The following is an 18,438-nucleotide window of genomic DNA, read 5'->3' as shown; positions in this document are numbered from 1 at the left end:
GGGTATCTTTATGAGGTCAGCATCCCCCGGAGCGCGGGTTGTTCTGCTGAACCGCTCCTTAAATCTTGGTGAATGCAGGCGGGTATCGGTCTGTATCTTATCGTTCAAAAACGATTCGGGTGTTATCGATCATCCATTGATCGATATCTTCCGGTTCTGCAGAATACTCCCGGATCCGCCGGGCAAGAACAAGGAGAGCGGATCTGTCGCCAGTGATACAGTATCCATTGTCCGCAAGAACCTGTTCAGCCATGGCGAGTGCGATCCTTTCATTTCCCTCGCGGAACGCCGGAAATGCACACAGGGACCAGAAGACAAGCGATGCCCGCAGTACACCATTTTCTGTCATGTTTGCCCGGAACACCATCTGTAAGAGGTTGGCCTCCGACACAACACGGGTGTCACCGTGTGCTTCCTCTATGAGTCGCCTGTGAACTGCCTCCACCTGCTCAACGGTCAGGTTCTTCATCCATCGATATCTTTGCCGGGATATGATGCAAACATTGTGGTGGTTCTCCCGTACCAAACGCAGATATAACCCCCGCGGGAAATGGTGTACTATTGTTCCGGTGACTCCTGCATGAGCGATATGAACCTTGAGCTGTTCGACCGGATGGATGACGCCGACAAGCACCAGTACCTTGAATTCCTCCTCTGGCACTACCGGGTTGTCGATGCGTTCTGGTTCATTAATATCAATGACCGGTTCGGGCAGCCTGTTGCTGAACAGATCAACGAACAGGTCTGGGGGAAGGTTGCCGGCATGGCGGCAAAGGACATTATCCGGCGCTTCAGGATCTCTGAGAAGGGCCTTCCGGGATTCGTCCGTGCCCTGCGGCATTTTCCCTGGGCAATGATTGTCGGGTATACCATCATCGAGAAGGATGATGAAGTGATCATCGAGGTTCCGGCCTGCCCGACACAGCTGGCACGGCTGAAACGGGGCCAGGGGGAGTACGTCTGCCGCGAGATGCACCGGGCAGAATTTACCGGGTTCGCACGTGAGATCGATCCCCGGATCCGGGTAGAATGCGAATTTGCACCGCCGGATCCGCACCCGGAAAATATGTTCTGCCGGTGGCACTTCCGGCTTTGCGAATAACACAGCATCGTATCATCCTGCACTATGGTTGTTTCACTTTCCGGCATCTTTCCGCTCCTGTACACCGGCCTGAATATCCTTGCGTTTCTTGCGTTTGCTCTCGATAAGTTCAGCGCAAAAATGAAGGCGTACCGCAGTACGGAAAATTCTCTTCTCGGTGCTGCAGCCATCGGACCCTGGGGTGCCCTGGCTGCAATGATTCTATTCCGGCATAAGAACCGCCACGTGAAATTTCTCCTTGTGCCCTTCCTGTGTATCCTGCACCTGTTCCTGTTCTTCTGGTTGTGGCCGGGGGCTTCTGTGTAGTATTTCCGAATTGCTTGTACGAAAAAAGCAGGATGTTATTTCACGGGAACAAAGATCTCCGTGATGATCTCTTCCGGAGGCACGGTACGGGGATCGTTGGGATACGCCTCACGGATCGGGCCGCAGATTGTCAGGGATTGTTTCTCTATCGATGCAAAGAGTTCGAGATAGGTAGATTCACAGGTTTCGTACGGCCCTTTGTGGGTTCGCGTGTGCCATACGCCCTCCCGGGAGGACATATACCGGTATCTCTCTTGTTCCTTTGACAGGACCGGCAACCGGCCAAGCGACTTCAATAACCGCAGTCCCTTTTTCGTTCGCCTCCCGGACTGCCTCCGGTGAGATCTCGTGGCAGATGAAAAAGGGTGGACCGGTGACATTGAGCTTCTTCTTCCGGGCGTAGGAAAAAACCTTCAGGAGGAGTTCAGGGATCAGGGTATACGACCCCGTCTTTCGTGTTCCCAGCACGTTCATGGCAGGGACTTCAATGATGCTGATTTCTGTCATACATTCAGGTTTTTAATGGAGGTAATGAATGGTATTTTGATTGGACAGCGTGAAAGTGCTGTGTTCACAAAACCTACCGCTTTAATACCGGACTCTTCCATATTTTCTCACATGCGGACCAACAGGCATCAGTACTTTCTCGACCTGGCAACGCGGTGCGCCCACCAGGGGACCTGTCTCCGGCGGAACTTTGGTGCAATTATCGTCGATGAATTCAATACCATCGTGTCAACCGGGTATACCGGGGCTCCCCGGAAACAGATGGACTGCACCGAGCTCAACCGCTGCTGGCGCAAGGAGCATAATATCCCCTCAGGCTCCAACTACGAGCGCTGCCGGAGCGTTCATGCCGAGATGAACGCACTCCTGCAGGCCGGAAAGCATGCCCGGGGATGCATCCTGTACCTCGCAGGTTTCGACGTGGAAACCGATGAGACTACCCAGATATGGCCCTGTTTCCTCTGTTCCAAGATGATTGTCAACAGCGGGATATCGAATGTCATCATGCGGACCGGCAAAGACTCCTACAAAGAGATGGATCCGATGGTCCTGTACCAGATGCGGAGCAGGGAAGCGCTCGGCGAGGACGCAAAGTAACGGATAAGATCCCGGAGCAGCATTCCAAAAATCGTCTGTTTTACACGGCTGTCAGTGCAGGGACCGGATCTCGTTATAGAGTGCGACAAGGGAAAGGCTGATCAGGTTCAGGGTCGTTGCACCGTACCACAGGTAACTCTCGAACGTGGTCAGGGATGCAATCCATCCGGACCAGAGCATTGCACAGATGATCATAAAGGTGAGCAGGGTATCGATCGCAAGAAACACCATCGGCATGTGGAAAAGGCGGCCTGCCTGTGCTATTGTACAATATTCGAAGGGTGCCGGGCGGCCAAGGATATCGAAGAATTCCCGGCCGAGGTTCATGATCAGATCCGTCAGGGCCCATGCCGTAACAATCCACCCGGCGGATGAAAACGGGGATGGCAGATCCGATAAAGTCCGGATCAGCGTGATACCGAACAGGAGTTTGAAGATGCAGAACGGGATACCGATCGTGATGCTGAGAAAGAGCGGGCGGGAAAAGAACTGCTGGAGGATATCCGATTCCTGTTCATGGGAACAGGTCACTGTGTTTCCATCGTTGCGGGACATGGTTGTGTAATGGAGCGGAATTGAACCAGGAGTCTGTAAGGGATGGTCCCGGGGGGATGCTGTCCTCTCGCGGCTATCTCCCCACTATTCCCGAGTGTGTATTCACCTGCCGCAGGATTGTCGGTATTCTTTCTTCAGGAGGAGGCACACTCCTGCGGCTGCGATGCACGTTCCAATCCCTATCGGCGCTTTTTTTGTTGTCGGCACCGTTGGCGGGACTGTTGTCTGAACGGGTTCCGGTATCGTTGTCTGGAATGAGGTCGTTTCCGGAGGCAGGCTCACCACTGCGGTTGTCTGCTGTACGGTTGTCCTCTCCGTTTCCGGGACCGTGAATATCTCTACGGGTGAGGGGGCTCTCCTTGAAAAGACACGGAGTTCCACAAACAGGTTGTCACTGTCGACCGACCGGGGATTTTCGACCCTGACCGAATATGACCTGAGACCGGTATTCACGGACGTGAGGAATTCGACGGTCGCCTGCCCGGCATGATCCGTAGTCACCAGCGCGTAGTAGCGTGTATTTGACAAATCTGCCGTGGACGGAGCGATATCATCCCGTATTGTCTGCCCGCCCCCGTTGGAATACCGGTAAGATCCGATGGTATACGGTCCGTTCTCCGGATCCTGGGCAACATTTGCCTGGTTATCGGCAATAACCGGCGGCTGATCCCGGGGTTCGCCGGTCATGGAGGATGTGTGCGGGATCCATACGTAATACGATGAATTCGGGAGAGCCGTGATGGTAACGGTGAACCTGCCTCCCCGTGTCAGAGAATCTCCCACCGACTGTTCATATGATTTTACTGCAGAAACCGGTGGTATTGAAAACAAAATACCGGCGATAAGCATCATTACCAGGATCGTGTACCGGGCCCCCATCATCAGTGACTCCCGTTGCGAACAACTTCTACCGGATTGAGATTTCATCTGTACAGATAAAAGGATGCAGTATCGTTATTCCGGAGGGGCAGTCTGCCATCCGGCGGAAGGTACCGTACAGTTTTTTCCGGGGGACTGTACGGGCATACCCGGGGATCACCGGACCTGGAAAAATATACCATCTGCCGGTCTTTTCATCAAAACCAATTTATTATCCGGAACACCCAATTCACATCCGGTGTATCCATGGCTGGTGAAGGTGTGGAGATCAGGGTTGTGAAAATTCACAAACCGGAAGATGTGAATTTCATTCTCGGCCAATCTCATTTTATCAAGACCGTCGAGGATATCGCGGAAGTGGTCGTAGGGGCAGTTCCCGGTGCAAAGTTCGGACTGGCGTTCTCGGAAGCTTCGGGAGACTGTCTCATCCGGATCGATGGTAATGATGAGGATCTTATTGCCCTGGCGCGTGACAATGCGAAGGTCATCGGGGCAGGGCATTCGTTCATCCTTTTTTTGCGGGACTGTTATCCCGTTAACGTCCTGAACGCAATCAAAAATCTCCAGGAAGTCTGCACCGTGTACTGCGCAACGGCAAACCCGGCGGAAATCGTCATAGCTGAATCGCACCAGGGCCGGGGAATCCTGGGTGTGATTGACGGGCAAAAGCCAAGGGGAGTTGAAGGTCCCGAGGGTGTCCGGTGGCGGACCGGCCTGCTCAGGAAACTTGGCTACAAACGGGGATAAATCCCCGGAAGTGATGGATGTCAGAGGAACCGGAATTTTTTAATCTCTCGTTTTCCGGAGAAGAGCGAATAGCCCCAGCGTCAGTACGGCTGTTGCGGCAGGGAAGCCCGGGGTCTTCGGTGTCGTTTTCGCAAGCCCGGTGATATATTCCGATGTTGATCCCTCGCTGATGACAATAGTTGTTTTAAGATCCTGGTACCCGTCCATGATCAGCGTCACTTCATGCGGACCTTCCGGAAGCATGGGAATTGTTGCCGGGGACACTCCCTTCATCGCACCGTCCACGTAGATGAGAGCACCCGGGGGTGTGGTCGTGATCGAGAGTGAACCATACCCGGGGGTTTGTGCCGGCGTTGTCGGTGACGGGGATCCCGTTCCGGCTGCAGAGGTCTGGCCGGGCACAGGAGTGGTTGCAGGAGTGGATACCTTTGGATTGAGCACCGCGTGCAGCGACTGGTTGTCACCGGTGACTTTCACGGTTCTTGCATAATCCAGGTATCCATCCATTTTCATCAGCACCCGGTGGTCCCCGTTCTGGATAGCGCTGAACACTCCCGGAGAGAGTCCCTTGTATACATTGTCAACATAGATGTCGGCACCAGAGGGTGATGAGGTGATGGTGATACTGCCATACGCCGGTGTTGGCGGGGGAGTGGGTTCCCCGATCAGGTGGTCGATGTTCACTGCCGAGTACCCGATGGAATATCCCCGCGCATCCAGTTCCTGAATCCTTACGAGGGTTTTATTGGTCCCCCGGACGGTTCCCGCAGGGATTGTACCCCGGAGTGTAACCTGAACATCAACTTCGAACTGGGGTTTGTACGCCAGTTCAAAACCGCTGATCGTCAGGGTCTTGCCATCCGTGACCGGCCGGGTATTCTTCACCCCGTTCACGGAAATCGAATACAGCCAGCTGGGATCGTCGAGTTCCGTAACGAACTGCAGGTCATCGTACGATGGAAATGCTGCGCCGCTTGCAGCGTACACCGTATACGACACATTGACGGTGTCACCGGGATACAGGTTACCGGAAGGGCTGACTGAGACCGCCCCCACGCTGAAGGCGGTAACGCCATGGACAACGATGATAAGGGAACAGCAGACTATGGCCAGATTGAGAAATCTCCGGATACGGATCATCAAATCCAATGTCACGCCGTGCTTTTATAATAACTTCGTGGTATCCCGAACGTGGTCTCGTTGAAAAGTCAGAAAAACCGGGGAAGAAAAAATGATCTCTGTTACAACCGCGCTTTGAATGGCACCAGGGTATCGACGAGCTTGTATCTCTTCCCGTCTTTCATGGAAACATATACCATGACACGATCTGTACTCTTTGTTCCTTCCAGCGTCAGCTGATCATCTGCCCGGATCCCGACTTCCCCGGTTTTAACCTGTCCATCGGCCCGGTTCAGGGTAACATCGATCCTGTTGACCTGCTGGAGCCCGCTTCCTCCCTGAAATGTTACGATGACATTCCCGAGATGATCCTTCTCAACATTGATGTTGACGTTGTTTGCCGCGAGGATGCTGTCTGTCGGAGACGGGACGAGATCAGCACCGGCAGTAACGGTTGCGGGGGGGATTGCAGCCGCGGAGGTTACAGCGGGAGTATCGGCCGGTTTCTGTGTACCGGTGCATCCGGCAACGACAACAAGGATACAGACCAGCACGATTCCGGAAAGAATGGTTTTTTGTTGCATATCTGATCATCGGGGATTGGACATATCAGCATTATGGAATGATCTGTTCAGGATTTCAATTGACCAGATCCCATGGTGTTTTTCTCTCCACATTGGATTGAATCGCTATAAGACGATTAACCGATGAAAACGATCGGAAGAAGGAGAGTAATTCTTCACCGTCACTTCCGTATTTTACCTCCGATCCGTTCAAAATCGATAAACCCGTTGTAGGGATCTGTCTTCAGGAGCCGGACCCGCACCTTCTGTCCCACCCATAATCCCCGTTCGCCCCGCACTACCCGACCCTCGGCGGGGGGTTCGATAAGCCGGACATAGGTTCCTTTCTCGGAAGAGCCGGTGACAAGAGCTTCGAACATGGAGCCGATCTGGTCCTGCAGCAATACTGCTGCCGCAGCTTTTCGCATGAAACGCTCCACTTTTTTGGACCCTTTCTCACGGTCGGTAAGCCATATGGCATGGTCGACAAGGGAATCAAGGGTGTAGGGGCCTGGTGTTTTGTCGAGGACCGATTTGATCAGCCGCTGGTTGATGACATCGACGTACCGCCGGTTCGGAGCAGTACCATGCGTATAATCGGTTACTGCCATCGAGAAATGACCGGTCGGCGGAGCACCGGGCTCCAGGGGCATATACTCCCCCGGGCCCAGGAGCTTGATGATGGTGAGTGACAGGTCCGGAAACCGTTCCGGATCCGCTTCCTTCTGTTTCCTGAGAAACGATGCGAGCGCCCTGACATCCGGGGTTTTGGGCAGCCTGACGCCATACTCTGCTGCCGTCAGGATAATCTCGTCCCAGTATTTCGGCACTTTAACCACCCTCTGGATCATCGGGACACCTGCATCCCCGAGAAATGAGACCATGGTCCGGTTGGCTGCCACCATGAACTCCTCGATAACGATCCGTGCCATGTTCTGTTTCAGGACAACAAGCTTCTGGACCCTGTCCCCTTCGACAACTGGTTGTGCTTCGATGGTCTGGAGGTCAAGGGCCCCCATGTCCATCCGCCTTTTCCGGAGCCTGCGGGCTGTCTCGGCCTGGAGCTGGATCTGATCCCTGAGTCCGGGGATATCGCGTACGGGAGCAGGTATCGGCCCCGTGCCCTCGAGCCAGTCACCGAGTTCCTCGTATACGAGTTTTGCCTTGTTCCGTACAAGGGCGCGTGAGACGACCCCGGGGCGGAGATCCCCGTCGGGGAGAACAGTATATTCAACAACGATCGCGAGACGGTCCCTGTCCGGCAGGAGAGATGAGATGTCTTTTGAAAGCCTGTCCGGCAGCATCGGGAACGTAACGATCCCGGTATAGATTGAGGTGCCATTATGCGCGGCATACCGGTCAGCGTGGCAACGCCGGGGGACATAGATATCGACATCGGCTACTGCAACCAGAACCCGGACCCCCCCGCCGGATACGCGTTCGCAGTACTCGAGCTGGTCAAGGTCCATTGAATCGGAATTATCAATGGACGACCAGAGAAGGGAGCGGAGGTCCCCTGCCGTTCCTGTATCATATCCGGATACCTTGTCAGTCAGTGCCATGACTTCCTGGATAACCGTCTCCGGGAACTGTGGATTAAAACCATATTTTTCCATTGCTGTTACGGCAATGGCTTTCAGGTCGACCATGCGGGGCTGTTTCATGATGACTCATGAATGATTCGTCCGGATGGTTAAAAATCCTGCAGGTACCGTATAATGTTGAAGATCTTTTCCCGGGCAATATGTCTCTCGTAACGGCATAGATAAGGCCAACCCGGACCGGGATTTGGGGATGGGCCGGACAGGGAAAACCTTTTTTGCCGGCATTTATGACATTTATTCACATGCCTTCTGTCCTCTATGTCGATGATGAGCCTGAACTGCTCACCCTGTGCAGGCTTTTCCTTGAAAAGGATGGCAGAAACACGGTTGAAACTGCCGAATCTGCGGCGGAAGGGCTCAGGAAGCTCCGGGCAGGCCGTTTTGATGTTATCATCTCTGATTATCTTATGCCCGAATCCGACGGGGTTGATTTTTTAAAACAGGTCCGGGCAGAATTCGGGGACATCCCGTTTATCATCTTCACCGGTAAAGGGCGGGAAGAAGTTGTCATCGAGGCAATAAATCTCGGTGTAACGTTTTATCTCCAGAAGGGAAGCGATCCTGCATCCCGGTTCAGCGAGCTCAGCCGCAAGATCGATATCGCCGTTCACCGGACAAAAACCGAGGTCGCTCCGCAGGAGAAGTCCGGGGAACTTGACCAGTTCTTTACCCTTGCCCTGGATCTCCTCTGTATTGCCGACACCGACGGGTATTTCAGGAGACTGAACCCGGCCTGGGAAATGATCCTTGGGTGGCGTATTGACGAGCTGGAAGGAAAAAAATTCCTTGACCTGGTCCATCCCGATGATCTGCCTGCCACTGCCAGGGCCATGGAGGATCTGCGGGCCGGAAAAGGGATCGTGAATTTTGTCAACCGGTTCCGGTGCAAGGATGGCATCTACCGCTGGATTGAATGGCGATCGTTCCCCTACGGTGAAAAACTTATGTATGCTGCAGCGCGGGACATCACGGAACGCAAGCAGGTGGAACAGGCCCTGCAGCTGGCAAACAAGAAGCTGAACCTCATGGCCGAGATCACCCGCCACGATATCCGGAACAAACTTACCGTTCTGGGGGGATACCTGTCGCTTTTGAAAGAGTATCCTCCGAAAACACAGGCCTCCATGTATGTCGAAAAGCTGATGGAGACAACCACGATTATCGCGCAGCATATCGAGTTTACCCGGTTATATCAGAACCTTGGGGTAATCCCACCATCCTGGCAGAATGTGCAGACGGTGTTCCTCCGGGCCTGTTCCCATGCAGACCTGCAACAGGTCCAGGTACGCTCGGATCTGGAAGACGTTGAAATCTTTGCAGACCCCCTTCTGGAACGTGTTTTTTACAACCAGATCGACAACACGATGAGATACGGGGGACCCAAAAAAACCTGCATCAGTCTTGGAGCGCATGAAACCGATGACGGCCTGATAATAACGATAGAAGATGACGGCGTGGGCATACCCCCGCAGGACAAGGAGAAAATTTTCCGGCGCGGGTTTGGCAAGAATACCGGCCTCGGCCTCTTCCTTGCCCGTGAAATCCTTTCCATCACCGGTATCGGCCTCCGCGAAACCGGCGTCTACCTGCAGGGAGCCCGGTTCGAACTCTTCATCCCGAAAGGATCGTACCGGTTCGGATCTACGGCGAACCAACACGAAAACATCCGTACGGTTCCCTGAACCATACCGGTTTTTCGGCCGGTATTTCCCTCATTTTTTCTTCGGTGTTCCTGTCGTTTTCGGAGTAACCGTTCCGCGGATCCGGTGCTCTTCCAGATGGCCGTTGAAGTATACCATGACACGGATCTCCCCTCCCCGTCCGTATTCCCGCATGAGATCATCATGAATCTTCTGGACATGCCTGAGCCTGTTCTGTAAAAAGTAGTCACGAATGCAGGTGAGGAATGCAATCTCCTGCCTGATGACGGCAGCCTCGTACTCCCGGGTTTCGGCGGCTGTCTGACGACAGAGGTTGTCGGGTATCTCGGTGTGGTACTCCCCGTGCTCGTTGAGCCCTGCTATCTGCCTCCAGTCAATTTTCCCGTTCTGGTCAGGTTCACGGTGGAGCATATAGGGATAGACACGGCAGATCGAAAAGCGCCGGTCATATATCCTGCACCTTGTGTTCTCAAGGAAATAACAGGACCCGCGATCATCGTTCTTTGCTTTGAGGGCATACCCGGATACATAGAACGTGCCGTTCTGGTCGCAGAACTCGGGGAAGGGAGCTGGTTCAACCGACTGTGGATCGATCTCCCTTGCCCTGGCGGTATCCCGGTCAAGAAGAAATACATGGCCGTTGAACACCCGTGTGCAGCACCTGCTGCAGCAATCGCAACGAAATCCGACATCCCTGATTATCTCTTCAAAACGTTCCTGCGGGTATGCCAGCAGATCGGATAATTCGCGTTCAGCGGCGATGATTCTCTCCTGTATGGGAATCAGGGAAATTCTCTCCACCCCGTCATTCTTTACAGTATGGGATTTGCAGTATCAAGTATATTACCCGGGTTCCGATGGCGCATCCTCAAACAAATTAAGGGATCGCCGCGTATCCCTCTTGATGTCTCTTGAAGAGCTGATACTCCCGGTTGTCCTGGCTCTCGTCCTCGGATTTATCCTGGGCTATTCGTACGTCAGGGCCATGATTCCCGTCATCGAGGAACAATCCCGGGCAGAGCTTGAGGTCTGGAAGAAGGAGGCTGCCGAGGGGATACGGAAGGACTCCGTGAACCGGTCGCGTTCCACGCTTAAGGGAAAGATAGCTGAGCAGATGGCGCCGGTCCTCCCGGATTTTCAGTATACTCCGTCGGATGCACGGTTTATCGGGTCACCGGTGGATTATATCATCTTTGACGGGCTGACACGGGTTGCGGATGAGAAACAGGGTGAGATTCAGATTATTTTCATGGATGTGAAGAAAGGAGACGGAGCAGCGTTGTCACGCACCCAGCGGATTATCAGGAACGCCGTCGAACAAAAAGCAGTCCGCTGGGAGACAATGCGGATTGCCGGTGAATGATACGGATTTGTTGATCCGGATACAAAGGTTCATTTTCTGCAGTGAACACTATCCCATAAGGACCGGAGCCGGGGAATGCACATCATCATCAGGATCATAAGTATTTTTCTGGGATTGTTTATCGTCGTAAACGGCATCTGGATAATCCTTACCCCCCCGTTCGGCGACGAACCTCTGGCGTACGGAATCATTGCTGTCGGTATTGTGATCCCGGCGATTGTTCAGTATTATGCACAGATTGATGAAAAGCGCGAGGCCTGAAAAAAAAGATCAGTGATAGGTGCGGAACGGCACATAATCGTCGAAGATTTTTACCCTGTTTCCCTGCGGGGTTGTTGCATAAACCTCAACCCTGTTCACATTGCCCATCTGCGAGGTGACCGGCAGGGTAATCGAATCTCCGACCCGGTACGTTCTGTCTCTTTTGATATACCCGGTTTCAACCTTGCCATCGGCCCGGGTGATCCTGACATCAACCATCGTGATGAAATTCAATCCTTTGCCTCCACGGATGGTCGTTGTGATCTGCGGATCGATTGCCTCTCCGTTGCCTGTAACCTGCACATCAAGACTCCACATATCAGGAAGTTTCTCTGTAGGGCCGGGAGTCAGTGATAACGGTGTCGTGGGAACTGGCGTTGCGACTTCAGTTGTCGTCATAACCTCTGTCGGGGCCGGGGTTGCCGGGGGGGTTGCCTGCAGGCACCCTGCAATGAACAGCAGGGAGAGGATCACCAGGAAACTCCCTGTAACGTATCGGGCGTTCATGCACAGAAGGTGTCCGCGGAACATATAAGAGGTTTATGGGATATGTTCCGCCATCACTGCGGGGACGATCGCCGGCCCTGTCCCTGTGCCGGCTCGATCTTTGTCGGCTGGTTCCTGATGGTCCGTTCCTTCATGATCTCATAAACCTCGGCAGCGTGTTCCTGTGGGATCTCGACAAACGAGTACGAATCCAGGATCCGGATTGCCCCGATGGCTTTTCCCGGGATGCCCGTTTCACCGGCAATTGCTCCGACGATGTCCTTTGGCTGGACCTTGTGTTCCCTGCCGACGCCAAGGAAGAATCTGACCATGCCGGGTTCGGCACCGGTATCCGGAAATGTGATCGCGTCCCGGATTTCAGGAGACTCGGCAGTTCCCTGCTCCATCTGGAGTTTCAGGAGTGCTGCGGCAATCTCAACGGACGTGAGGTCGCCTTCCGCCTCCTGCTCGATTATCCGGGTATAGGTCTCCAGTCCCCCCTCACTGATGGTTTTCCGGATTTTATCGAGCATTGCAAGTGTCCGCGTCCTGGCCACATCGCCCTGCGAGGGTACCGGGATCCTCGGGATCTTCACCTTCGCATAGTGCTGAATCTCCCGGAGTTTCGTGAAGTCCCGGGGTGCCACAAAGGTAACCGCCCTGCCGCTCTTTCCCGCACGCCCTGTCCGGCCAATGCGGTGCACGTAATACTCGACATCCTGTGGCACATCGAAGTTGATGACCATGTCAACTGCTTCCACGTCAATCCCCCGGGCAGCGACATCAGTCGCAATCAGGATATCGATCAGTCCTTTCCGGAATCCTCCCATGACCCGGTCACGCTGCGACTGTTTCATGTCGCCGTGCAGCTCCTCGGCACGGTATCCCCGGGCCTTGATTTTGCCGGCCAGTTCTTCTGCCCGGCGCTTGGTGTTGCAGAAGATGATGGCAAGCCGGGGATCCCACAGGTCGATCACCCGGCAGAGTACATCAAGTTTCTCGCGGTCCTTGACCTCGATATAGGACTGTTCGATCTGGGGGACGGTCAGCTCGGTATACTGGACGCGGACAAACTCCGGCCGGTTCTGGAACCGCTTCGAGAAATCGATGATCGGCTGCGGCATCGTTGCCGAGAACAGGAGGGTCTGCCGGTCCTGGGGGACCTTTTTTACGATGAATTCGATATCGTCGCGGAATCCCATGTCGAGCATCTGGTCGGCCTCGTCGAGCACGACCGTTGCGACATCGTTCAGGACGAGTGTCCGGCGCTCGAGGTGGTCCATGACCCGCCCCGGCGTACCGATCACGATATGAACCCCCTGGTGAAGGGCACGGAGCTGGCGATCGATAGGCTGGCCGCCATAGACCGGCAGCACGGTGATCCGGGGGATATGTGCGAGAAGGCCGGTGAACTCTTCAGCGATCTGGATGGCAAGTTCCCGGGTCGGGCAGAGCACGATTGCCTGCACAGCCCTTTTTGCCGGGTCAATCTTTTCTATGAGAGGGATACCGAACGCGGCGGTCTTGCCGGTACCGGTCTGGGCCTGGGCTGTTACATCGCGCCCGGCCTGGATAAGAGGGATGGCGAGTGCCTGGATAGGCGAGGGCTCTTCAAAGCCCATATCTTCTATGGCTTTCGCGACTTCTTTTGACAGGCTGAAGTCGGAAAACTGTATCCTTGTATTCATATTGCACCACCATTTGGCGTCCGAGCTCATAAGATGGCGCACTGAGACAGGGTGCAGCAGATACGGAACTATCCCCCGGTTTTTTATTCTTTGATTCCCACATTCAGGGTACAGGTGTACCATGAAGGTAGTTGCATTCAATGGCAGCGCACGCAGGGATGGGAATACCGCCATCCTTGTCAATACCGTTTTTAAGGAACTGAAGAAGGAAGGGATAAAAACCGAACTTGTCCAGCTCTCGGGAAAGAAGATCCGGGGTTGCACAGCCTGTGGAAAGTGTTTTACCAACCAGGACAAGCGGTGTGCGGTGAAGGGCGATATCCTGAATGAATGTATAGAAAAGATGCTGGATGCCGACGGGATCATCCTTGCATCGCCAACGTACTTCACGGATGTTTCCACCGAGATGAAGGCCCTGATCGACCGGGCCGGGTTCGTGGCGAAGGCAAACCAGGACATGTTCCGGCGCAAGGTGGGCGCAGCAGTCGTGGCAGTCCGCCGGGGCGGGGCCATCCATGCGTTTGACACCATGAATCATTTCTTCTTCATCAGCCAGATGGTTGTCCCGGGATCATCCTACTGGAATATCGGCCTGGGGCTCGCACCGGGCGATGTGAAGAGCGACGAGGAAGGGATCATGACCATGCAGACGCTCGGGAAGAACATGGCATGGCTGATGAAGAAGATCGGTGAGTAACAATTTTTGGCTCTCTGGAAACGGGCATGAACCTGATAAGGCCCACATTCAAGGCTTGAAATCACCTGAATCGTGGTTAATTATGATGGCTCCCCGCCTCATGGCCTTCGAAGAACCTGATGGCTCTTCCTACATCTCATCTCTCCGGGATTCGATGCCTCGCGGGGCACGGCGGTGCAAGAGCACTTTCCCGGAAAACGGGACTTGAAGGCCGCCCGGGAGCGCCCCCGCGGGGCGGTGGCAACTATCCTGCAGGGGGTATGGGGGCATCAGCCCCCATCATTTATCTTCGAGCCTGATTTTCACTGGAAAATCTCCCTGCATTGAATCCGGTACCGGGGGCCGATCAGAGTTCCAGGGTAAGGCCGTCAGTTGCAGCAACAAGGCCGGGACAGAGATCCCGGTACTGTTCCTCAACTGCCCTGCGCTCGTCAAGGGTTTTGTACACTTCCGCACCGAAGTGCTGCAGGACAAGGCGTTTTGCGCCGGCTTTTTTTGCTATCCCGATTGCGTCCTGCGGGTTGAGATGGGGCCAGTCCGGGCTGCTTTCGCCGGGTTTCAGCCCGCATTCGGTGATGAGGAGATCGGCATTCCGGGCAAGCGTGACGGCATTGTCGCAGACGCCGGTATCCGTGCAGAACGTTACAGTCTTCCCGTCGATCTCTACGCGATAGCCATAACAGGGAGCGGGATGGACGAGTCTCCGGCACTCGACAGGGAACGGGATGGTGTGGGATCCCTCTTCAAGCTCGGTAACGGTCACCGGGTACGGGAGTTTTTCCAGCGGTACCGTGAACGGTTCCCCCGCGAAGGTATGGAGGAGAGCAGCGCCGCCCGGCATGCAGAAGATTTTCAGACCTTTTTTCAGCCGGAACTTGACGAGGATGTGGAGGCCGGCGATATGGTCGATATGGAAGTGCGAAAGAAAAAGGTACACCGGCTTTTCCTGCGATATGTACCGGTCAGCCTTGTATATCCCGTTGCCGGCATCGAAAAGGATGTCGAAATCCCGTGTCCGGACAAGGATTGAGACTGTGTTCCCGGTGGGGGTATCGAACCATCCGTTGGTGCCAAGGAAGGTCACCTGCATAGAGAATGATTGTCATCCGTTGCCAAAAAGGAGTATGATCTGCAGATCTGGCGGATGCCCGGGTGTTATGAGCGGCGGGGCAGGAATCGTTGCATGAGCGGGGATTCTTTCCGGAAGAATTCTCCGGTTTCTTCAGGCTAAATCCACGGGAACGCCTTCATTGGCATGAGCGCGACAGAGCGGACTGTCTTCAAGCACGTTTCGATTAATCCGGCTTACGTTTTCAATCGCGATCATGATCGTGTTTGAAAAACACCAGTCAAACCTTGCAGAAAATTTTTCAATCAAAGTCTGCTGAAAAAAATTTAATCAGGGTTTGCCTGCAAAAAGTTAAGCTGATCCTCCACAGCAACAATCCGGGGAATACGTCGGAGCATTTCATCATGCAGCAGGTTTTTAATCAAAGTTCACCTGCGATTTTTCAATCAAAGTCTGCTGAAAATTTTTCAATCAGGGTTTGATGGAAAAATGAAAATCAAAGCTTGATTGATCCGAATCAGAATTTCAATCGAGATCGTAATCGCGTTTGAAAATCACTAATCGATCCTTGCTGAAAATTTTTCGATCAAAATCTGCTGAAAAATGCTGGACACTCTGAGTCCAACAAGCGGGTACAGGAATACCCGCAATTTTCATCCAGGGTTTGATGAAAGTGAAAATCAAAGATTGATTGATCCGGATTCTCCCAAGATTCCCGGGAGGAATGATTTGATCTGGTTACCGTGCAGAAAAAAGTGGATTTCTGAAGGGATCTATCCGAGTTCGTCCCAGTGTGAACGCTTGCGGTAGATGAAAACACCGACAATGACAAGGACGACCACTACAACTGCGATGATGGGGACGATCGGGAGTTTCCCGAACTTGGGTATGGGCAGGTTTGCAAAAAAGCCCTTCCCGATTTCAGTCTGCCTGTTCAGGGCATCGGTGTAGGATTCGTTACCCTTATTGAAGGCATCCTGCGCCTTGACCCTCGCCTGATTGTAGTTGCCATTGTTGATTTCGTCCTGGGCAGTAACGAGGTAACTCACGGCAACCTCGCGTTTTGTCATGATGGTGGCGAGCTGTGCGTCATCCCTGGTGCTTGCATTGGACCTGAACCACGCAATAATCTCGTCGACTTTGTTGATGGGGATCTGGGCATTGGCAAGCTCGCTCTCTGCCCATGCACGGTCGAGGGCAATCTCCCCGTCTTCAATGGATCGTTTTGCAGCATCCAGGTTGCTGTATGCCTGGAGATACTGGGTCGATGGCAGGCCTTTTGCAGCCTTGATCTTCTGGTCGGCCTCTGAATATTTTGCTTCTCCGGACGCAGTGTCGATGCCAAGGGCGGACTTCTCATCGATATGGCTCCTGTATGTCTGGAGGGATGCTTCCATCTCCGCTATTTTCTTCGTTATCTCTGCCGGGTTCACGATGATCTGAGTCTTTTCCACACAGGAACTGGAGAGGAGATTGCCATGACTGTCATATTCACATACCTTGAGCATGGTCTTGTTCGTCGTCTGGGTAGAAGCCGGTGCCTTACCCTGCAGGGTAACCTTCATCGATTCTTCCATGGAGGAAGGATAGGACAAAATCCAGCCGGAAACCGAGAGAACCCTTCCTGATGTTGAGGGTTGCACGGTATCCACGCCGTCAAGGACAAGGGACCAGGTCCACTGGGCCGAGTCCAGGTCCGTTGACATCTGCAGTTCATCTCCTGAAGGGAATGTCTCGTCCCCGGATGCGGTCAGGTCGATCTTGAATGTGATAATTACGGGAGTTCCGGCGGTCAGCGGCCCGGGAGGATCGATGGTGACCGATGACATTGCAAATGCAGATACTGCCGGGAAACAAAACATCAGCGATAATGCAAGAACAATACACTTAGCTATACCCTTCATCAGAAACCTCACTCAAATAAGGGGTCGATACCCTCCTCAAACATACTGCTCTTTTTCTCTTTTGATTTAATAACATCTTCTTTTGTCTCCTTTGCGATATCAAGGAGTTCCTTGATCCTCGGTGCATTGCCGACTGTTGCCAGCATGACGACTGCAGCGACATACTCGCTCTGCACCGGGTAGTCTCCTCCCCGGACTTCAACGCCGGCGATATTCTCCTCGACCCAGCTCTTCGCTTTTTCAACACCTTTCCGGTCCATTTCGTCAGGAGGGCCGGCAATGATAACCAGCGCCCGTTCCGCGGTCGAATAATCGCAGGGTAGTGTCAGCCTCCCCAGCATCGCCCTGCGGACGAGGGCGACGATCTTTGCCGACCGATCTTCCCCGAGAAGAACCTCTTCATTTGCTTCTTTCCTTCCGCCGAGTTTATTCTTGAGACCCCCGATAAGCCCCCGCTTGTCCTTGGTGCGCTTGCTCATCACTTCGCTGATTGCATATCCCACGGAAGTAATGCCTCCCCCGCGAAGGGTGTTGATGATCTCACTGGAGTCGACGACCATTTCGCCTACGCCCATCCGGGTCACTTCACCGGCACGGAAGAGGACACCGAATCGCCGGACAACCTCATTGTTCAGGCGCTGGAATGCACCCTTGACACTCTCCCCCTCGTTCTTCCAGGCGCTGTTGTCAAAAATAAACGTATTGTCGCATTCATTCACGAGGGTTGTGAGACTCCGGGCTGCATTGTAGGAATAGAGGCGGCCTTCTTCCGGTGCCGGGATGATCCCGAGGGCATATACCGGCTCCCGGTAAATCCGCTTGAGGTGGCGGGCAAGGACCGGTGAACCTCCGGATCCGGTTCCCCCGCCGAGACCGGCAACAATAACGAATGCATCCACATCATGGGTTCCGCGTATGTCTATGGCGCTGATGATGCTGTCGATCTCGTCAGCGGTGACCCGGGCACCGGTCACGTTATCGGTGCCGACACCATGCCCCTTGACCATGGTCTGCCCTATCAGGATCCGGTCTTTCATCTCGATGTTCTTGAGTCCCATCAGGTCGGTTCGCGCAGTATTTACAGCAATCCCCCGGAAACTGTTGGTCCCGAGCTTCCTGTCCTGTTCGATGAACATATCGACAATTTTGCCGCCCGCTTGACCAAACCCTATGAAAAATACGCGCATCTGGTTACACCATCCAATGGGCTAACGGATAATTATTTTCTTTTAATTCCTTTTAAGACCTTTTACTCGTATGAACTTGAATTCAACAGTACAAAAACTTTCTTATCGTATCTACGGGGATGTACTGCTCTTTTCCGCTCTAT

The 18,438-nt window shown here is 53.8% G+C and carries 22 protein-coding genes; 8 read left to right on the top strand and 14 right to left on the bottom strand.

Annotation, left to right across the window (positions count from 1 at the left end):
• Positions 1-97 precede the first annotated feature (97 nt).
• On the bottom strand, positions 98-469 hold the full coding sequence (locus A4E33_RS13080; RefSeq protein WP_292348731.1) for a hypothetical protein: 372 nt from the start codon (positions 467-469) through the stop codon (positions 98-100).
• A gap of 111 nt (positions 470-580) precedes the next feature.
• Between A4E33_RS13080 and A4E33_RS13075 the strand changes: the two genes are divergently transcribed.
• Both A4E33_RS13075 and A4E33_RS13070 read left to right on the top strand, forming a co-directional pair.
• Positions 581-1,102 carry a DUF6125 family protein gene (locus tag A4E33_RS13075; RefSeq protein WP_292348730.1) on the top strand — a complete coding sequence of 174 codons (522 nt, stop codon included), beginning with the start codon at positions 581-583 and terminating at the stop codon, positions 1,100-1,102.
• A 24-nt stretch (positions 1,103-1,126) separates the two neighbouring features.
• Positions 1,127-1,408, top strand: coding sequence for a DUF1294 domain-containing protein (locus A4E33_RS13070; RefSeq protein WP_292348728.1), 282 nt, complete (start codon positions 1,127-1,129; stop codon positions 1,406-1,408).
• A gap of 35 nt (positions 1,409-1,443) precedes the next feature.
• On the opposite strand, the gene A4E33_RS14780 is transcribed toward A4E33_RS13070, so the two are convergent.
• Together A4E33_RS14780 and A4E33_RS13065 are read right to left on the bottom strand one after the other, a co-directional pair.
• On the bottom strand, positions 1,444-1,647 hold the full coding sequence (locus tag A4E33_RS14780) for a GyrI-like domain-containing protein (protein ID WP_363054410.1): 204 nt from the start codon (positions 1,645-1,647) through the stop codon (positions 1,444-1,446).
• Positions 1,586-1,915 carry a GyrI-like domain-containing protein gene (locus A4E33_RS13065; RefSeq protein WP_292348726.1) on the bottom strand — a complete coding sequence of 110 codons (330 nt, stop codon included), beginning with the start codon at positions 1,913-1,915 and terminating at the stop codon, positions 1,586-1,588. Before A4E33_RS13065 ends, A4E33_RS14780 begins: the two co-directional genes overlap by 62 nt.
• A 111-nt stretch (positions 1,916-2,026) precedes the next feature.
• On the opposite strand from A4E33_RS13065, the gene A4E33_RS13060 reads away from it, so the two are divergent.
• Positions 2,027-2,512 (top strand): cytidine deaminase, encoded by a 486-nt coding sequence (locus A4E33_RS13060; protein WP_292348724.1) that lies wholly within the window; start codon positions 2,027-2,029, stop codon positions 2,510-2,512.
• 51 nt (positions 2,513-2,563) lie between these two features.
• Here A4E33_RS13060 and A4E33_RS13055 read toward each other — a convergent pair whose 3' ends face one another.
• Both A4E33_RS13055 and A4E33_RS13050 read right to left on the bottom strand, forming a co-directional pair.
• Positions 2,564-3,043, bottom strand: coding sequence for a hypothetical protein (locus A4E33_RS13055; protein WP_292348723.1), 480 nt, complete (start codon positions 3,041-3,043; stop codon positions 2,564-2,566).
• A gap of 126 nt (positions 3,044-3,169) precedes the next feature.
• Positions 3,170-3,949, bottom strand: a complete 780-nt coding sequence (locus A4E33_RS13050; RefSeq protein WP_292348721.1) for a hypothetical protein — start codon at positions 3,947-3,949, stop codon at positions 3,170-3,172.
• Positions 3,950-4,192: 243 nt separating this feature from the next.
• Here A4E33_RS13050 and A4E33_RS13045 point away from each other — a divergent pair, with 243 nt between their 5' ends.
• Positions 4,193-4,693, top strand: coding sequence for an adenosine-specific kinase (locus tag A4E33_RS13045; RefSeq protein WP_292348719.1), 501 nt, complete (start codon positions 4,193-4,195; stop codon positions 4,691-4,693).
• Between the two features lie 39 nt (positions 4,694-4,732).
• On the opposite strand, the gene A4E33_RS13040 is transcribed toward A4E33_RS13045, so the two are convergent.
• From A4E33_RS13040 to A4E33_RS13030, 3 genes are all read right to left on the bottom strand, one after another.
• A complete protein-coding gene (locus tag A4E33_RS13040; protein WP_292348718.1) occupies positions 4,733-5,833 on the bottom strand; it encodes a PEGA domain-containing protein in 1,101 nt (366 codons plus the stop codon).
• Between the two features lie 101 nt (positions 5,834-5,934).
• A complete protein-coding gene (locus tag A4E33_RS13035; RefSeq protein ID WP_292348717.1) occupies positions 5,935-6,396 on the bottom strand; it encodes a hypothetical protein in 462 nt (153 codons plus the stop codon).
• 161 nt (positions 6,397-6,557) lie between these two features.
• Positions 6,558-8,039 (bottom strand): RNB domain-containing ribonuclease, encoded by a 1,482-nt coding sequence (locus tag A4E33_RS13030; protein WP_292348716.1) that lies wholly within the window; start codon positions 8,037-8,039, stop codon positions 6,558-6,560.
• 182 nt (positions 8,040-8,221) lie between these two features.
• Here A4E33_RS13030 and A4E33_RS13025 point away from each other — a divergent pair, with 182 nt between their 5' ends.
• The gene (locus A4E33_RS13025) at positions 8,222-9,661 is read left to right on the top strand and encodes a response regulator (protein ID WP_292348714.1); all 1,440 of its coding nucleotides are present in this window, start codon (positions 8,222-8,224) and stop codon (positions 9,659-9,661) included.
• Between the two features lie 30 nt (positions 9,662-9,691).
• Here A4E33_RS13025 and A4E33_RS13020 read toward each other — a convergent pair whose 3' ends face one another.
• A complete protein-coding gene (locus A4E33_RS13020) occupies positions 9,692-10,441 on the bottom strand; it encodes a YkgJ family cysteine cluster protein (RefSeq protein ID WP_292348712.1) in 750 nt (249 codons plus the stop codon).
• Positions 10,442-10,544: 103 nt separating this feature from the next.
• Here A4E33_RS13020 and A4E33_RS13015 point away from each other — a divergent pair, with 103 nt between their 5' ends.
• Together A4E33_RS13015 and A4E33_RS13010 are read left to right on the top strand one after the other, a co-directional pair.
• A complete protein-coding gene (locus A4E33_RS13015; protein WP_292348711.1) occupies positions 10,545-11,003 on the top strand; it encodes a Holliday junction resolvase-like protein in 459 nt (152 codons plus the stop codon).
• A gap of 75 nt (positions 11,004-11,078) precedes the next feature.
• The gene (locus A4E33_RS13010; RefSeq protein ID WP_292348709.1) at positions 11,079-11,264 is read left to right on the top strand and encodes a hypothetical protein; all 186 of its coding nucleotides are present in this window, start codon (positions 11,079-11,081) and stop codon (positions 11,262-11,264) included.
• Between the two features lie 9 nt (positions 11,265-11,273).
• On the opposite strand, the gene A4E33_RS13005 is transcribed toward A4E33_RS13010, so the two are convergent.
• Together A4E33_RS13005 and A4E33_RS13000 are read right to left on the bottom strand one after the other, a co-directional pair.
• Positions 11,274-11,771 carry a hypothetical protein gene (locus tag A4E33_RS13005; protein WP_292348706.1) on the bottom strand — a complete coding sequence of 166 codons (498 nt, stop codon included), beginning with the start codon at positions 11,769-11,771 and terminating at the stop codon, positions 11,274-11,276.
• Between the two features lie 53 nt (positions 11,772-11,824).
• On the bottom strand, positions 11,825-13,438 hold the full coding sequence (locus A4E33_RS13000; protein ID WP_292348705.1) for a DEAD/DEAH box helicase: 1,614 nt from the start codon (positions 13,436-13,438) through the stop codon (positions 11,825-11,827).
• A gap of 121 nt (positions 13,439-13,559) precedes the next feature.
• On the opposite strand from A4E33_RS13000, the gene A4E33_RS12995 reads away from it, so the two are divergent.
• A complete protein-coding gene (locus tag A4E33_RS12995; protein ID WP_292348704.1) occupies positions 13,560-14,135 on the top strand; it encodes a flavodoxin family protein in 576 nt (191 codons plus the stop codon).
• Positions 14,136-14,481: 346 nt separating this feature from the next.
• Here the strand turns inward: A4E33_RS12995 and A4E33_RS12990 are convergent, their stop codons facing one another.
• The 3 genes from A4E33_RS12990 to A4E33_RS12980 all read right to left on the bottom strand — a co-directional run bounded on the left by A4E33_RS12990 (position 14,482) and on the right by A4E33_RS12980 (position 18,295).
• A complete protein-coding gene (locus A4E33_RS12990) occupies positions 14,482-15,225 on the bottom strand; it encodes an MBL fold metallo-hydrolase (RefSeq protein ID WP_292348703.1) in 744 nt (247 codons plus the stop codon).
• Between the two features lie 752 nt (positions 15,226-15,977).
• On the bottom strand, positions 15,978-17,108 hold the full coding sequence (locus A4E33_RS12985; RefSeq protein WP_292348701.1) for a hypothetical protein: 1,131 nt from the start codon (positions 17,106-17,108) through the stop codon (positions 15,978-15,980).
• 8 nt (positions 17,109-17,116) lie between these two features.
• Positions 17,117-18,295 carry a tubulin/FtsZ family protein gene (locus tag A4E33_RS12980; RefSeq protein ID WP_292348700.1) on the bottom strand — a complete coding sequence of 393 codons (1,179 nt, stop codon included), beginning with the start codon at positions 18,293-18,295 and terminating at the stop codon, positions 17,117-17,119.
• Positions 18,296-18,438 lie beyond the last annotated feature (143 nt).

Source organism: Methanoregula sp. PtaB.Bin085, from assembly GCF_002067035.1.
GTDB lineage: Archaea > Halobacteriota > Methanomicrobia > Methanomicrobiales > Methanospirillaceae > Methanoregula.
The sequence above is the reverse complement of the archived record's forward strand: the minus strand, read 5'-3'. Positions and strand labels throughout refer to the sequence as shown.

What these genes read in the sequence shown, in the direction of transcription:
- A4E33_RS13080 (WP_292348731.1), bottom strand. Translation starts at nt 469, where the DNA reads ATGAAGAACCTGACCGTTGAGCAGGTGGAGGCAGTTCACAGGCGACTC.
- A4E33_RS13075 (WP_292348730.1), top strand. Translation starts at nt 581, where the DNA reads ATGAGCGATATGAACCTTGAGCTGTTCGACCGGATGGATGACGCCGAC.
- A4E33_RS13070 (WP_292348728.1), top strand. Translation starts at nt 1,127, where the DNA reads ATGGTTGTTTCACTTTCCGGCATCTTTCCGCTCCTGTACACCGGCCTG.
- A4E33_RS14780 (WP_363054410.1), bottom strand. Translation starts at nt 1,647, where the DNA reads ATGTCCTCCCGGGAGGGCGTATGGCACACGCGAACCCACAAAGGGCCG.
- A4E33_RS13065 (WP_292348726.1), bottom strand. Translation starts at nt 1,915, where the DNA reads ATGACAGAAATCAGCATCATTGAAGTCCCTGCCATGAACGTGCTGGGA.
- A4E33_RS13060 (WP_292348724.1), top strand. Translation starts at nt 2,027, where the DNA reads ATGCGGACCAACAGGCATCAGTACTTTCTCGACCTGGCAACGCGGTGC.
- A4E33_RS13050 (WP_292348721.1), bottom strand. Translation starts at nt 3,949, where the DNA reads ATGATGGGGGCCCGGTACACGATCCTGGTAATGATGCTTATCGCCGGT.
- A4E33_RS13045 (WP_292348719.1), top strand. Translation starts at nt 4,193, where the DNA reads ATGGCTGGTGAAGGTGTGGAGATCAGGGTTGTGAAAATTCACAAACCG.
- A4E33_RS13040 (WP_292348718.1), bottom strand. Translation starts at nt 5,833, where the DNA reads ATGATCCGTATCCGGAGATTTCTCAATCTGGCCATAGTCTGCTGTTCC.
- A4E33_RS13035 (WP_292348717.1), bottom strand. Translation starts at nt 6,396, where the DNA reads ATGCAACAAAAAACCATTCTTTCCGGAATCGTGCTGGTCTGTATCCTT.
- A4E33_RS13030 (WP_292348716.1), bottom strand. Translation starts at nt 8,039, where the DNA reads ATGAAACAGCCCCGCATGGTCGACCTGAAAGCCATTGCCGTAACAGCA.
- A4E33_RS13025 (WP_292348714.1), top strand. Translation starts at nt 8,222, where the DNA reads ATGCCTTCTGTCCTCTATGTCGATGATGAGCCTGAACTGCTCACCCTG.
- A4E33_RS13015 (WP_292348711.1), top strand. Translation starts at nt 10,545, where the DNA reads ATGTCTCTTGAAGAGCTGATACTCCCGGTTGTCCTGGCTCTCGTCCTC.
- A4E33_RS13010 (WP_292348709.1), top strand. Translation starts at nt 11,079, where the DNA reads ATGCACATCATCATCAGGATCATAAGTATTTTTCTGGGATTGTTTATC.
- A4E33_RS13005 (WP_292348706.1), bottom strand. Translation starts at nt 11,771, where the DNA reads ATGAACGCCCGATACGTTACAGGGAGTTTCCTGGTGATCCTCTCCCTG.
- A4E33_RS13000 (WP_292348705.1), bottom strand. Translation starts at nt 13,438, where the DNA reads ATGAATACAAGGATACAGTTTTCCGACTTCAGCCTGTCAAAAGAAGTC.
- A4E33_RS12995 (WP_292348704.1), top strand. Translation starts at nt 13,560, where the DNA reads ATGAAGGTAGTTGCATTCAATGGCAGCGCACGCAGGGATGGGAATACC.
- A4E33_RS12990 (WP_292348703.1), bottom strand. Translation starts at nt 15,225, where the DNA reads ATGCAGGTGACCTTCCTTGGCACCAACGGATGGTTCGATACCCCCACC.
- A4E33_RS12985 (WP_292348701.1), bottom strand. Translation starts at nt 17,108, where the DNA reads ATGAAGGGTATAGCTAAGTGTATTGTTCTTGCATTATCGCTGATGTTT.
- A4E33_RS12980 (WP_292348700.1), bottom strand. Translation starts at nt 18,295, where the DNA reads ATGCGCGTATTTTTCATAGGGTTTGGTCAAGCGGGCGGCAAAATTGTC.